Annotated in this window: 13 protein-coding genes; 4 read left to right on the forward strand and 9 right to left on the reverse strand. The window is 65.7% G+C overall.

Going from position 1 to position 13169, the window contains the following annotated elements; genetic code table 11:
- Nucleotides 1–3: 3 nt before the first annotated feature.
- The 6 genes from LC060_RS03750 to LC060_RS03775 all read right to left on the reverse strand — a co-directional run bounded on the left by LC060_RS03750 (nt 4) and on the right by LC060_RS03775 (nt 6920).
- The gene (locus LC060_RS03750) at nt 4–735 is read right to left on the reverse strand and encodes a hypothetical protein (protein WP_226632819.1); all 732 of its coding nucleotides are present in this window, start codon (nt 733–735) and stop codon (nt 4–6) included.
- Nucleotides 736–739: 4 nt separating this feature from the next.
- Nucleotides 740–1261 (reverse strand): phage tail protein, encoded by a 522-nt coding sequence (locus LC060_RS03755; protein WP_226632821.1) that lies wholly within the window; start codon nt 1259–1261, stop codon nt 740–742.
- A gap of 18 nt (nt 1262–1279) precedes the next feature.
- A complete protein-coding gene (locus LC060_RS03760) occupies nt 1280–3319 on the reverse strand; it encodes a phage tail sheath C-terminal domain-containing protein (protein WP_226632823.1) in 2040 nt (679 codons plus the stop codon).
- Nucleotides 3320–3724: 405 nt separating this feature from the next.
- Complete coding sequence (locus LC060_RS03765; protein WP_226632825.1) at nt 3725–4672, reverse strand: hypothetical protein; 948 nt, start codon at nt 4670–4672, stop codon at nt 3725–3727.
- Between the two features lie 229 nt (nt 4673–4901).
- Nucleotides 4902–6281 (reverse strand): purple acid phosphatase family protein, encoded by a 1380-nt coding sequence (locus tag LC060_RS03770; RefSeq protein WP_226632827.1) that lies wholly within the window; start codon nt 6279–6281, stop codon nt 4902–4904.
- Between the two features lie 156 nt (nt 6282–6437).
- Nucleotides 6438–6920, reverse strand: coding sequence for a MarR family winged helix-turn-helix transcriptional regulator (locus tag LC060_RS03775; protein WP_226632829.1), 483 nt, complete (start codon nt 6918–6920; stop codon nt 6438–6440).
- 85 nt (nt 6921–7005) lie between these two features.
- Here LC060_RS03775 and LC060_RS03780 point away from each other — a divergent pair, with 85 nt between their 5' ends.
- Nucleotides 7006–7329: a DUF3861 domain-containing protein gene (locus LC060_RS03780; RefSeq protein ID WP_226632831.1), complete on the forward strand. Its 324-nt coding sequence runs from the start codon at nt 7006–7008 to the stop codon at nt 7327–7329.
- A 25-nt stretch (nt 7330–7354) separates the two neighbouring features.
- Here LC060_RS03780 and LC060_RS03785 read toward each other — a convergent pair whose 3' ends face one another.
- The 3 genes from LC060_RS03785 to LC060_RS03795 form a co-directional block, all read right to left on the reverse strand.
- The gene (locus LC060_RS03785; RefSeq protein ID WP_226632839.1) at nt 7355–8554 is read right to left on the reverse strand and encodes a pyridoxal phosphate-dependent aminotransferase; all 1200 of its coding nucleotides are present in this window, start codon (nt 8552–8554) and stop codon (nt 7355–7357) included.
- On the reverse strand, nt 8536–9246 hold the full coding sequence (locus LC060_RS03790) for a TetR/AcrR family transcriptional regulator (RefSeq protein WP_226632841.1): 711 nt from the start codon (nt 9244–9246) through the stop codon (nt 8536–8538). The genes LC060_RS03785 and LC060_RS03790 overlap by 19 nt, the downstream gene beginning before the upstream one ends.
- Before the next feature lie 89 nt (nt 9247–9335).
- Nucleotides 9336–10292, reverse strand: a complete 957-nt coding sequence (locus tag LC060_RS03795; protein ID WP_226632843.1) for an NAD(P)-dependent oxidoreductase — start codon at nt 10290–10292, stop codon at nt 9336–9338.
- 246 nt (nt 10293–10538) lie between these two features.
- Here LC060_RS03795 and LC060_RS03800 point away from each other — a divergent pair, with 246 nt between their 5' ends.
- The 3 genes from LC060_RS03800 (at nt 10539) to LC060_RS03810 (ending at nt 13158) form a co-directional block, all read left to right on the forward strand.
- Nucleotides 10539–11327: a class II aldolase/adducin family protein gene (locus tag LC060_RS03800; protein WP_226632844.1), complete on the forward strand. Its 789-nt coding sequence runs from the start codon at nt 10539–10541 to the stop codon at nt 11325–11327.
- 488 nt (nt 11328–11815) lie between these two features.
- Nucleotides 11816–12031: a hypothetical protein gene (locus LC060_RS03805; protein WP_226632846.1), complete on the forward strand. Its 216-nt coding sequence runs from the start codon at nt 11816–11818 to the stop codon at nt 12029–12031.
- A 203-nt stretch (nt 12032–12234) separates the two neighbouring features.
- A complete protein-coding gene (locus tag LC060_RS03810) occupies nt 12235–13158 on the forward strand; it encodes a hypothetical protein (RefSeq protein ID WP_226632848.1) in 924 nt (307 codons plus the stop codon).
- Nucleotides 13159–13169 lie beyond the last annotated feature (11 nt).

Below are 13169 nucleotides of genomic sequence, written 5' to 3' on the forward strand. Positions count from 1 at the left end.
GCCTCAGACTGCCAAAGCGCGCGAGGGCACGCTGTCCTGCCCGATCAGCGCGAGGTAGCGCCGCCGCCGGGCGGGCGGGATGGCCAGGATGGCGTCTTCCGACCAGCCGTAGGCGCGCGCGAGGAGGTGGACGTCGCGCAAGAGCCGGTTGGCGAGCCGGTCCATCTCGCGCGCGACGAAGGAGGCAAGGTCGACAGAGGCGCTGAACAGGGTCTGGCAGGCGCTGCAGGTCAGCTCGACCACCGGGGTTGCCAGCGGGTCGGCGGCGTCGAGTTCGCGTCCCAGCGCCTCGACCACGGCCTCGGGTACGGGCGCGCCGTGGTCATCAAGGCGGCAGGTCTCGGCAAGCGCAGGACCCAGATCGGTTCCCAGGGGCAACGCCGCCAGGTCGCTCATGCGCGGGAGACGGAAGCGCCAGCGTTCTCCGCGCGTCTCTATGCCCACTTCCCGGTCGCTCGCGGGCGGGGCGCTTTCCAGCATGGCGCCGAGCGGGAGCGCAAATTCGCACAGTTCGGCGCAGGCTGGACAGGCGGCCTGGGCATCCATGCCGCCCCCGCCCAATTCGGCCTGGAGCCGGACATAGCGCAAGTTGCGCCCACCCGGCGTGTCGTGGACGGCGTCCTGCATGTCCGCGTCCAGTCCGAGCAGCCGGTCGAGCCGCCGGAAGGCCGGGGCGCTTTCGTCGCAGTCCCAGCGCTGGAGGAATTCGAGATGGTTGACCGGGCCCATGGGCATGCCGTCACGGCTCGACGAAGGAGGGTTCGCTCGGCTCGGTCACCGCGTAGTCGCGTTCCCAGCCCTCGTTCTCGAGCTTGAGCTTGGTGATCGCGACCGCGTTGGCGTTGGCGTCGAGATCGGGCAGGGCCTCGTACTCGGACACCCAGCAGCGGTAGAGGTTGTAGGCCATCACCACCTGGCCTGCCTCGTTCAGCAGTTCGAGGATGATGTCCTTGCGAAAGTCGGCCAGCGAGACTTCGCCGCCGGGCATCGAGCCGAAGTTCCACACCTTGTTGGCCCACTGTTCGAAGGCCTGGTCGTGGGTGACGCCCGCTTCCAGGGTGACCGGCTCGAACTCGGTCCGACCGGGCGACTTGAAGCTGGTCGACGGGTCCCCGCCCGAGCGGTGCTTGATGACTTCGGACGCGCGCTTGAGCAGCGAGACCTTGGAGACGCCCGCGACGTAGCGCCCGTCCCATTTCACCCGGAACTTGAAGTTCTTGTACGGGTCCAGCCGGCGTGCGTTGACGGAGAATTGGGCCATGTTCCTGTCCTCTCCCGGTTAGGCCGACTGGCCGGTCTTCTGGCGCAGCGAGATGACGACGAATTCCGCCACCTTGAGCGGGGCGAAGCCGATCACGATGTTGACGATGCCTTGGTCCATGTCGGCCGGGCTGGTGGTGCTGGCATCGCACTGGACGAAGAAGGCCTCACGCGGGGACACGCCTTGGAAGGCGCCCTGCCGGAACAGGCCCTGCATGAAGGAGGTGCAGGCCAGGCGCAGCTGGCCCCACAGTTCCTCGCCGTTGGGCTTGTGGACGGCCCAGCGCAGGCCTTCGGACAGGCTGCGCAGGATGTGGCTCGCGGTGCGGCGGACGGGGATGTACTTCCATTCGCTGGCCGCCGCGTTGGCGCCGTCGATGGTGCGCGCGCCGAAGTTGACGGTGCCGAAGACCGGGAACTTGCGGATGCAGTTGACCGCGATCGGGTTGAGCAGTCCCTGATCGGCATCGGAGAGCTCGACCGAGGGGCCATAGGCCCCGCTGATCACCGCGCTGGTTCCCGCAGGCGCGGTCCATACGCCCAGCTCCCCGTCGGTGCGCGCGAAGAGGCCGGCAATGGCGCCCGAAGGCGGGTGCGAAAGAATTGACCCGGGAGCCAGCGGATCGTCCACCCGGATATTCGGGAAGAAGGCGGCCGAATGGGTCGACTGGAAGCTGAAACCCAGCGACTTCCACGCCTCGGCAGACCCCGTGTCGAAGGCGCTTGGCGGGGGATCCACAATCAGGAAGGCATGGTGGCGCTGGCACAGCAGCGCGGCATCGGCATAGATCGAGCCGGCATTGCCGTGGTGCGCGGCGCGCGGATCGGCGGCGCTGGGGCGGGCAAGATCGGGCAGGCACAGGAGGTTGAAGAAGGGATCGCGCTCGAGAAGCCCGGTCACTGCGGACTTGAAGACGGGCCCGTCGGGCTGGCCGGTGTCATCGCCATCGGCACCGGCGGCCACTTGCGCGGTGATGATCTGGCCCGAGGAATCGTTGCGCCGTCCAAGCCGGTAACGCGAGGCGTTCTGGCTCGCCCCGGCCGCCTTGATGTAATCGTCGAAGAAGGTGTTTCCGCCGGGAGGAGCGGCAAGCGTGATCTTGGCTTCGGCGATGCGGCTGGTCGCCGTGCCATCGCCCTGCGAGGTGGTGAGATGGAGCGCGCCGCCCGCTTCGACGAGCCGGATTTCGATCTCGTGCCCCTGCATCTTGGCGGCCGCGTTGTCGCGCACGGCTTGATTGATCGCGGCGGCAAGCCGGTTTGCCATTTCCAGCTTGCTCGCGGGCCGCGGATCGCCTGCGTTCGCGACAGTGACATCAAGGTTGGTGACGGAATCGCCCGCCGCATCTCCCGATCCCGCCGCGTTGGGGACCGCGATCGAAATGCGGATGCGCGAGTTGGCGGCGAAGCTGGCCGCGCCCGGCAAGGCCTTGGTCTGGTAGACCGAGCCGGTGGTGGTGGGGGCCGGACCGTCCATGCTCTCGACGCTCAGCTTGACGAGCTTGGAGCCGGTCGCGGTGTCGTTGACGACATGGGCGGCAAAGCGCGAGGCGGTCGAGGATGTCGAGAGGTTGCCGAAAAACTCGGAGGTTCCACGCGCGGTGTCGACAAGGGTCAGGTTGAAGAGCTTGCGCTGCGCCGCTGTCGCGCCGCCGAGCGGAGCTGCGTCGATCCCGAAATCGTCGATGGTGACGAGGATATCGCCTCCCGCGGCCCCCGAACCGAGCGCTTCGAGCGTGATGGCCGCGGTGTTGGTGCCATCCTGTTCGATCTGGCTGCGGGCCTTGACCGAGCCCTTGACGGGCACGCGCATGACGAAAGCCTCGCCCCCGCCGTTGCCGAAGAAGTGCATGACCGAATAGGACAGGCTGCTGGTGGCCGCGAGGCCGCCGAACTGACGTTCGAAGTCTCCGAAGTTGCGTATGCGCACAGGTCTTAGATCGATGCCGCTGCGGGTCGGGCCGACAAAAAGCGCCACCGAAGTCGGCGCGCCGCTGATCGTGCGGACACCGCTGGGCAATTCGCGTGTGTAGACACCTGGATAAGTGGGTTGAAGCATCGCAGATCTCCCGTCGTTTGGGACGCCGCCTTCAACCGGTAAACACACAGGTACATGTGGCCGAATGGATCAAATGGCGCCGAATCTACTCATCGTTGTATTGGCGAATCATTGGATACATTCGTCCGAGTTCTTCAATAGTTGATCAAGTTACAAGGCTGGTTAGGTTAATTTATTTCGGAAATTGTTTGGTGATATTTATTAGGCATTTTCGCAATTTGCATGGTTAATTCGCTTTTGGGTTGGCGTTTGCCCCGCCAAAAGGTACCATCAGGCGTTGCATGTTTCTTTCGAGGTACCCGCTGGGTGGGGTTCGACTCCCCGAGAACATGGGGAACGGGTCGTCGACTACGGCGGCCCGTTCTTGTTTCCGGCATGTGCGCAAGGCCCCGTGAGGGCAGGGGCTCAATGTGTCCAGGAGAGACCGAGCGAGCCCACAATGTGGTGCCCATCGATGCCGCTGGCGACCTTGGTGTTGGGGATCCACAGGTCCGCGCCAGCGCTCAGGGTCAGGCCGGGCAGGGTGTCGGGCGCGGGCTTGCCGGAAAACTGCACACCGGTCCGGAAATAGCCGAATGTATAGGTGCCGCCCTCGCGCCCGTCGTAATAGTGATCGGAGAGCCCCAGCATCAGCGGGACGGCGACATGGACGCTGGTCGCGCCGAGGTCGACGTCAAAGGACGGCGTGATCGAGGGCTGGAGGTAGAGTGCATCGCGGCGGTTGGGGCGGCTGCCCTCCTGGACCGAGCGCAATGAGGGGCTCAGCTTGAAGTTCTTGAGCGGCGGGGTGTCCCCCCACAGCTTCGTGTCGTCGTAGGTGACGATCAGCTCGAAGTCGTTGTACGAGGCAAAGGCGCCGCTGATTGACCCATAGCGGTAATAGGTCGCCGACACGCTCCAGTCCTCGGCCAGTTGAAAGGCGATCCCGGCATAGACATCGTCCTCGTAAAAGCGGTTGAAATCGTCCGGATCGACGCCTCCGGGCGTGGGTTCGATCTTGATGTTGTTCCAGGTGCCCACGTGGAAGCTGACGTCCGATACAGGGCCAGTGTCGAGTTCGGGGACCGCAACACTGAGCCGGGCCGAGGGCTGGACGCTGGCCTCGGCCGCGAAGACCAGTCCGCGCGAAATATAGCTGGTGACGAGCGTCGCGCCGAGGGTGAGGGTCAGCCGGTCGACCTTGGCGTCCGCGTCGGCGTCTTCAGTGCCTTCGGAGGCTTCAGGGTCCGCGGGCGCACCGCCTGCCGCAGGGCTCTCGCCCTGCACTGTCTTCTCTGCACTGTTTTCCTGCGCCTCGGCCGTGGTGGGGAATGCCGCGGCCAGTGTCAGCGCCGGAAGCAGGATCTGCCGCATTGCCACCTTCCGCCTTCCCGTTCGACCATTGTGTGCACAACACATCGGACGAGGCGCGCAGTTGTTCCGAGCCATTTTTGACGCAGGGGCCCTGCGCTGTGCCCATGGTTACACGCGCAGGGCAGAGAAGGCGAAACCGGCACGGCTCCCGGGCAGCGCAGGGCCGTGGCGACGGGGGCACGCAAGGTGGTGGCCAGAACGCCGCCACCTTGCGTGGCTTTCCATGTACTTACTTCGGCTTGGCGACACACTTGCCGCCGTCGGGACCGACGCTGCCATGGCAGGTCCGCTCGGCGATGACGGGCTCGTCGATCTCGGTCAGGTGGTTGCCATCGGCGCGGCGCTCAAGCTCGAAGCCGTCGTAGAGCTTGCCCGAGGCGGTGTAGGTGCGGAAGCTGATCTGATCACCGTCGACGTCGATCACCTGGTAGAGCTCGGTCGCTTCGGCCACGCGGTCGGGCTGGTTGGGGGCGCGGTCGTTGAGGCCGTACATCTTCGAGCCGGTCACCGAGACGAGGTAGACAGGGCCCTGCACCGCGCCATCGGCACGCTTCTTGGCGGAGACCTCGCGGCCTGCTTCGGAGGTCAGGCGGCTGTAGCAGTGGTCATGCCCCTGCAGCACCAGATCGACCTTGCGGCTCTCGAACACGGGCTTCCACGCGGTCTTGACCTCGCTGATGTCCTCGGGGCGCGCGCAGGTGAAGACGGGCTGGTGGAAAAGCACGACGTTCCACTTGGCCGCGCTGGAGGCCAGGGTCTCGTCGAGCCAGGCGGTCTGTTGCTCCATCGTGCCAAGATCGATGGCCGAGGTGCCGTCAAGGACGATGAAGCGCACGCCCTGGTAGTCGACGTAGTAGGTCGTCGCCTTCGCGCCCGGCGCGCCGTTGTCGGGGAGCGCGAACTGCAGCGGCCAGTAGGGGCCCAGCTTGCGGCTCTCCGAACCATCGGGGCGGATGACATCGACATATTCGTGATTGCCGGTGGCGGGAAGCTGCGGGACGATGCCCCAGTTGTAGCCACCCGCTTCGCCGAACTCGCCCCATTCGTCATCGTGATCGAGGTCGTCGCGCTGGGCGGCGATGTCGCCTGCGAGCAGGACCAGTTCGATCCCGCCGTGGCCGTGGAAGGCCTGGCGGATGACGCGGCTGGCATAGGTCAGGATGCCGTTCTGGATGTCGCCGAGGTAGAGGAAGCGGAAGGGTTCGGCTTCCGTCGCCGCTGTGTGGAACTGGCGCCATTCCCCCCAGCCGGCGCTGCCCTTGAGGCGATAGGCGTAGACAGTGTCGGGGGTGAGGCCCTCGAAGCGGTCCTGGTGGTAGAGCGCGGGACCGTTGGCGCTGTCCTTCAAGGTGCCGGGAGCGCCGGTCACGGTGATGGCCTTCTCTTCCAGCGTCGGGCCGTCGACGGCCACGGCAAGCTGCGCTTCGCTGGCGTCCTGCGCAGTATCGGTGCGCCAGGCGACGGCCATGCCCGTGGTCGGGTCGGCGGCGGGGGTGAGGACGACGCGGTCAGGCAGGTTGCGCGCGGCATAGGGCGTGCCGGCCGAGCGGGGGACCGGCTGTTCCTGGGCGGCCAGCGGCGTCAGGCCAAGGACGGCGGTACCCAGCAAAGCGGGGGCGAAGCGGCGAAATATAGGGATGGTTGGCCTCCTGGAGACGGGGCGCACGCGGGGGCGGCGCTTTCCGGGCGGGCCTTTGCGACAGCTGTATGACGTGCGGATTACACTTTGGCGCTGGGCAGCATGCCGGTGATGAATATCCGCTTTTCAGGTTTCGTCGGGTTGGGCCGGGGGAACCTCCGCCTGTGCGTTGGCAAACAGGCCGGGATGCGTGGCAAGGGTGCTCTCGATCCGGCCAAGGAGCGTCATGAGCTGGTCTTGCTCGGCTTCATCGAGGCTGGAGAAGGCAATGGCCGCGACTTCGCGGCGCTGGTCTTCGACTTTTTCGCGGGCGGTGGAGGCGCTTGGCGTCAGGTACAGGCACTGGCTGCGCCAGTCGTCGGGATGGGCCCGGCGTTCGACGAGGCCGCGCGTGTCGAGTTCCTTGATGGCGCGCGCGACCTGCGCCTTGTCGCGCTGGGTGCGCCGGGCAAGCTCAAGCTGCGAGACCCCCGGGCGCTGTCCGATGACACGCAGGAGCCGGGCCTGGAACGGCGTGAGCGCGAGTTCGCGCAGCGCGGGCATGTGCGCCAGGTGGTCCTGGAAGGACTCGGCGATGTTGCGCATGCGGTTGGCGAGTTTCTCGGTCATGGCGCAGGCATAGCATGTTGGTTGACTCGGGCAATCGAGTGTGTGAGTTGATTTGCGTCAACTGATAGCCTCGAAAGTCCGCGCCATGCCCCATTCCTACCGTATCACCGTCGAACCCATCCCCGCGCCCGAAAGCGAGACCGCGCCGTCCGAGCCCGTCACCTTCGAGGTGACCAACCACGACGAGATACTCGGCCTGATCCCGCGCATCGAGGCCAAGGCCTTCCTCCCGCGCGAAGAGGCGGCGGAGTTCCTGGTGGGGGTGAAGCTCTTTTCCGAAGTCCTTTTGCGCCACCGGCGCGATCCGCTGTTCGCGCCGCTCCTGCCGCATGTCGCGGCCTTCATGAAGGCGATGAAGGCCAGTCCCTTGCGCGCGGACGCGCCAGAGGACCGCGCGCCGGAAGCTTGAACGCGCCGGGACGCTGTAGCGGGCCTTATTGGGCAGGCACCGTGTTCGCGCTTTCATGAAGCGAGGCGGCAAAGGCGCAGATGCGCCGCATCGCCTCGCGCAGGGTCTCGTCGGGCACGGTCAACGCAACGCGGATCAGCGTCTTGGCATTCTCGCCGAACGAGGTGCCGGGCATGATCGCCACGCCCTGCTGTTCGAGCAGCCCCCACACGAAGGCCTCGGCATCAAGGCCGGTGTCGGCGACGTCGAGCATGATGAACATGCCCCCCGAAACCTTGCCCGCGGTGATCGTGGGGCATTCCTTGAGCTCCTGGGTGATGACCTTCACGCGCTGGGCATAGCTTTTGGACATGCGCTCGGCGGTGTCGAACGTGCCGCGCAGCGCCGCTTCGGTCATGTCCGCGATGAAGGGCTGGTTGCCGAACAGGATCGTCTCCGAAATCGGCAGGAGCTTGGTGCAGAACTCGGCCGGGCCGACCGCCCAGCCACTGCGAAAGCCGGTCGCGGCAAAGGTCTTGGAGATCGAGGAGACGACGATGGTGCGCTCGCGCAGCTCGGCGATCTCCAGCGGCGAGGCGAACTCGTCGTCGGTGAAGATGAGGTCCTCGTAGACCTCGTCCGAGACGATCCACAGGTCATGCGCCATGGCGATCCGACCCAGCTGCGCAATCGTCTCCCGGTCGAGAAGCGCGCCTGTGGGATTGTGCGGCGTGTTGAGCACGAGCACGCGGCTCTCGGGCGTTACCGCCGCTTCGAGGTCGGCGGGCTGCATGATGAAGCCGTTCGCGATATCAAGGGGGACAGGCTGGACCAGCGCACCGGGTGCGCGGATCACGCCCGCGTAAGTCGCATAGTAGGGATCACCCACCAGGACCCCGTCGCCTTCGTCGACGAGCGCGGTGATGACCGCGTAGAGCGCGGTCTGCGTGCCGGGAAAGGCGAGGATGTTGTCGGTGGTGATTTCGGGCCAGAGCGGCTTGTACTTGTCGACGAGGGCGCCGAGCAGGCCGTCTTCGCCGCGTCCGTTGGAATAGTGGGTGCGACCGCGCTTCATCGATTCGTAAGTGACCTCGATCAAGGCGGGATCGACCGGGATGTCGGGCTCGCCGATGGTGAGCTCGATGATCTCCTCGTCCGCGGCCATGCGTGCGCGCCCCGCGTTGTGGACGGCCCATTTCTCGCCGCCGAGATCGGCAAGGCGGTCGGTTATTCCGGCATAGCGCATGGTGCGATTTCCTCCTGAAGCTGGGAAGCGGGGGCATGGGGGGCGGGCCCGGCCGTGCCGAGCGCCCCTGCGGGCAGGCCAAGCAGCCGCTCGGTCGCCTCGATGGCAAGGTCGGGCAGGATCGCCCGGTTGTAGAGCCCGGAATTGAGCGAGCCCTCCATCCACAGCCCGTCGATCAGGCCGTTGATGGCAATGGCGTGGCGGCGGCACTGCGGGCCGCGGTGGGGCAGGCCGTGGTCGATGAGGACGCCTTCGACGAGCCGCTCGAGGAACTCGAGGAACTCGCGGTAGCCCTCGCGGTGGATCTCGGCGAAGAAGGGATCGTGCCGGATCTGGCCGATGAACGTGGCCCAGAGCGAGACCTTGTCTTCGGACAGATTGGGGCTGGTGAGATTGCCGAGCAGGAACTGGCGCAGTTGCTGGGCGGCGGGCGGTCCGTCCTCGCCCGTGTCCGCACTTTCGCTGGCCCGCGCAGTCAGCTGGCCGATCAGATAGGCATAGGCGTTCTTGATCAGCTCATCCTTGGAGCCGAAGTAGTGACGCACGAGGCCAGGGGTCACCCCGGCCTCCTCGGTGATGCGCCGCACCGTCGTCCCATCGAGACCATGGCGCGCGACGCAGGTCAGCGTGGCCTCCATGAGGCTCTGGCGCCGCTCGTCGAGAGCGAGGCGCTGGAAGGTCTTGCGGCTCATGCCGCGACCGTCCTTAGGGGGCGAAGCGTGGCTGTCATGCCTACTGTTATACGCACGAATAATTTATGGGCAAGCCGCAGGCGGATCCTTCAGTACCCTTGCGCGCGGTCGACCGCGAGGCTGGGACGCTGGCCCGCGAGCACATCGCGCGCGGACTGGAGCGCCTGCTCGCACACGATGTGGGGCGTGGTGTCGCTGGCGATATGCGGGGTGATGCGGATGCGCGGGTCCGACCAGAACGCGTGCTCCTTTGGCAGGGGTTCGGTGGCAAAGACATCGAGGCTCGCGCCCTTGAGTTGTCCCCCTTCGAGAGCGGCGGTGAAATCGGCTTCGTTCAGATGCTCGCCCCGGCCGATCTGGATCAGCCAGCAGCCCGGCGCAACCTTGTCGAACAGCGGGCGGGCCAGGATGCCGTGGGTCTCGGGCGTTAGCGGCAGGACGTTGATGAGGACATTTGCCCCGCTGGCCGCCTCGCTTATCGCGTTCTCGCCAGTGCAATAGGTGACGCCCTCGATCGGGGTGGCCGGAGGCCTGCGGCAGGCGACCGAGACCGAGAAGCCGAGTACGGCGAGCGCGCGGGTGACGGCGGCCCCCATCGAACCGTGGCCCAGAACCGCGATCTTCAAGGCATGGGGCGGGCGCAGGGGCCGCGGGTTCCAGGTCGCTTGGGCCTGGTCGGCGGCATAGGCCGGAAAATCGCGTTCGAGGTGCAGGACCTCGTGGGCGGCGAATCCGGCCATGAGTTCGGCCTGGTAGGGGTCGCGCACGCGGCAGATCGCGATGTCCTCGCTGAGCCCGTCATGCGCGAGCAGGTCGTCAACGCCCGCGCCCACCGACATCGCCATTTCAAGGTTCGGGTAGGGCGCGAAGGCGTCAGGGCCCGGCAGCCAGCACACGGCGAAGCGGATCGCGGCAGGATCCTCCACCTCGTCCGGATTGAGCAGGCGCACGTCCTCGTGGACCCCCTCGAAGTCGAGCTTGTAGAAGGTCTTGAGGTCGAAGGTATCGCTCAGCAGAACACCGTGGATCGTTCCGGTGGGGGCCATGTTCTTTCATCTCTCCTGACTTGCGCGCTGCGGCGGGCCTGTTGGGGCCCGATCATGGGCGGTGCGGTGCCGGGGCATGACGCTCTGCAGGCACCTTCGACTGGAATTCGCGTGCGTTCGATGCTAGTCGAGTTATACAAGCGTATATCAATGAGTAAACCCGAACCGGCTGTTTCCCGGTGCGGGATCTTCGGCTCCCCGGCGCCACGCGCACGAATGGCATCACAGGCAAGGGACGGATATTCGATGGGACGAGAGACGCAGCAGTTGGAAAAGGCGCCGGGCTCGCAAGGCGCAGGCATGAGCGAGGCCGAGTGGCAGACCCGGGTCGAGCTTGCGGCCTGCTATCGCCTGGCCGCGCACTACCGCATGACCGACATCATCTACACGCACATCACCGCGCGCGTGCCGGGGGAGGACGGGCATTTCCTCATCAACCCCTATGGCCTGATGTGGGAGGAGATCACGGCCTCTTCGCTGGTGAAGGTCGATGTCGATGGCAACAAGGTTTCCGACAGCCCCTACCGCGTGAACCCAGCCGGCTTCACCATTCACAGCGCGGTCCACCGCGGGCGCCACGATGCGGCCTGGGTGATGCACACGCACACGCGCTCGGGCGTTGCGGTCTCGTGTCTTGCCGAGGGGCTGCTCCCGACCAACCAGATCGCCCTGCAGTTCTATGGCCGCATCGGTTACCACGATTTCGAGGGCATCGCGCTCGACCTCGACGAGCGCGAGCGGGTGGTCGCGAGCCTGGGCTCCAATGTCGCACTGATCCTGCGCAACCACGGCCTTCTCACCGTGGGGGCGAGCGCGGCGCACATGTTTTCCAAGATGTTCTATCTCGACAAGGCGTGCGAGATTCAGGAGTCTGCATTGGCGATGGGGCGGCCGCTGCAAAGCGTCGACGCGGCGATCGCGCAGCGGGTTGTCAGCCAGTACGACGAACTCGACCAGGACGACAGCGAGATCGGCCTTGAATGGAAGGCGCACCTGCGTCTGCTCGAGCGGCTCGACCCGGGCTATCGCAGCTGATCGCGCAGGTGAAAGTGGCGAAAATTCACGGTTTGGTCAGGCGGACAGGAAAGGGGGGAATGCGCTTGACAAGGCCGGGGAGCCTACATAGCCTCAAGTTGAGTTTCGCAAAAAGAAACAAATTCTTTTATAAGAACTAGGCGCCTTTAGCTCAGGTCGCGTGGCGACTTGTGGCGTCGGGAGAGGGCGACAGCATTTGATGGAGCGCATGTCTATCTGGGCATTGCTCGGCTGTTCTGCTGTTTAGGTACAGTGGTGGTTCTGTCGTACCAACAAGAACTATAATCAGGCTCGCTGCATGTGCTTTGGCACGGCGGGCGCTATGTTCTGACGCGAGGCCCGAAGGCCTGTGCGCGTCAGGCTAACGCAAGTCCGGCCCGTGCTGGCCGTCGGGGCGTATCCGTCCGGCAATCCGTGTCTTTTCCATGGTTTGCCACCGAGTGGACGCCGACGTGCCGCCGTTCCTACGGCCGGTAAGGAGCAAAGAAATGCAACGTTCGCTTACTCTTGACTGCAACGGTCTTCCTCACGCGCCGACGGTGCTGCGCATCAAGCAGGCGCTGGTCGGCAAGAAGGCCGGGAGCAGCCGTGTCGGTGTCCTCGTCGGCGCGGATTGCGATCACGCGCGGATTACCGGATCGCTGGGCAAGCTGGCCAGCCGCATCGAACTCCTCTCCGGTCCGGCCCCCAAGACGCTCGACTGACGCTTCGTCGATTCGACTTCGAGATTTCCCGGGCATCGATTCGCGATGCCCGGCAGTACGCTGCGGGAGGCAAGGCCCGCAGCACAGCGGCATGCGACCCGCCCAGGGCACGCCATGAGCGAGCGGCCCGGGCGCTGAGTGCAGGCCCTGAAACGGCAGAGCGCCCGCACAGGGGCCGGCAATGCTGATACAAAGGAATGAAAATGTCTGACGCAGATGGCTCCAAGGTCATTTCACGCCACGACGATCCCTCCGCGACGACCGAACGTCCCGGGTACGCGTTCGATCCCACCGATCCCTGGACGATCACGTTCCAGCAAGGCCTCAAGGCCGCCGGCCTCGAAGGCAAGGCTGTCTACGAAGTTGGCGTCGGAACCGGCACCAACGTGGCCTTCGTGCTGCGCCATTGCGGGGCCAAGGTGTTCTACGGCAGCGACCTCGATCCGCGCCTGGTGGAACTGGCCAAGCGCAACGTCGCCAACCTCGCCCCCGAACGCGCCGACAGCTTCCAGCCCGTCGAGGGCGCGGTCAGCCTGATCGATACCGATGAGGCCCGTGCCAAGATCGCGAAGACCGACGTCGTGATAGGCTGTCTGCCGCAGGTGGGAGACCCCAATGACGAGCGTTTCGCGGCCTTTCGGGCCGAGCACGCGGTCGATTTGCCGCAGGGTGCCGACGATGAGGCCCAGGACCACATCGCCCATTATTACCCTTGGGCGATGTTTGATGAGTATCCCTACAACTCGGTGGGCCTGGGGCTGAACGAGGCCCTGCTGCGCCGCATCAAGGAGCAGGCGCCCAAGGCCGACGTGGTCATGAATTTCGGCTGCCGCATCGGCAGCGATCTCATCTTCGAGATGTTCCGTGCCAACGGGTATGAGCCGGAGAAGCTGGCCTCGCAGCTTGTCCTGCAGCATGCGGGAACCGACATCTCCTTCTTCGTGACGCTGGAAGGCGCCTTGACCGGCACCGATCTGGAGGGCGAGTTCGTCTGCCGCTTCTTCGCCGATCCGCTGGGCCACGAACCTCTCTCGGCCCGCGCGGCGCAGGCGCTGCTCGACAAGGATCCCAACGTCCCGCTCTACCACGAAGTGGCCGTGATCCGGGGCACCCCCAAGGCGGATTGAGCCTGCCGAGG

The sequence above is a fragment of the Novosphingobium profundi genome (assembly GCF_020524485.1).
GTDB classification, from domain to species: Bacteria; Pseudomonadota; Alphaproteobacteria; order Sphingomonadales; family Sphingomonadaceae; genus Novosphingobium; species Novosphingobium profundi_A.

What these genes read in the sequence shown, in the direction of transcription:
- LC060_RS03750 (WP_226632819.1), bottom strand. Translation starts at nt 735, where the DNA reads ATGCCCATGGGCCCGGTCAACCATCTCGAATTCCTCCAGCGCTGGGAC.
- LC060_RS03755 (WP_226632821.1), bottom strand. Translation starts at nt 1,261, where the DNA reads ATGGCCCAATTCTCCGTCAACGCACGCCGGCTGGACCCGTACAAGAAC.
- LC060_RS03760 (WP_226632823.1), bottom strand. Translation starts at nt 3,319, where the DNA reads ATGCTTCAACCCACTTATCCAGGTGTCTACACACGCGAATTGCCCAGC.
- LC060_RS03765 (WP_226632825.1), bottom strand. Translation starts at nt 4,672, where the DNA reads ATGCGGCAGATCCTGCTTCCGGCGCTGACACTGGCCGCGGCATTCCCC.
- LC060_RS03775 (WP_226632829.1), bottom strand. Translation starts at nt 6,920, where the DNA reads ATGACCGAGAAACTCGCCAACCGCATGCGCAACATCGCCGAGTCCTTC.
- LC060_RS03780 (WP_226632831.1), top strand. Translation starts at nt 7,006, where the DNA reads ATGCCCCATTCCTACCGTATCACCGTCGAACCCATCCCCGCGCCCGAA.
- LC060_RS03785 (WP_226632839.1), bottom strand. Translation starts at nt 8,554, where the DNA reads ATGCGCTATGCCGGAATAACCGACCGCCTTGCCGATCTCGGCGGCGAG.
- LC060_RS03790 (WP_226632841.1), bottom strand. Translation starts at nt 9,246, where the DNA reads ATGAGCCGCAAGACCTTCCAGCGCCTCGCTCTCGACGAGCGGCGCCAG.
- LC060_RS03795 (WP_226632843.1), bottom strand. Translation starts at nt 10,292, where the DNA reads ATGGCCCCCACCGGAACGATCCACGGTGTTCTGCTGAGCGATACCTTC.
- LC060_RS03800 (WP_226632844.1), top strand. Translation starts at nt 10,539, where the DNA reads ATGGGACGAGAGACGCAGCAGTTGGAAAAGGCGCCGGGCTCGCAAGGC.
- LC060_RS03805 (WP_226632846.1), top strand. Translation starts at nt 11,816, where the DNA reads ATGCAACGTTCGCTTACTCTTGACTGCAACGGTCTTCCTCACGCGCCG.
- LC060_RS03810 (WP_226632848.1), top strand. Translation starts at nt 12,235, where the DNA reads ATGTCTGACGCAGATGGCTCCAAGGTCATTTCACGCCACGACGATCCC.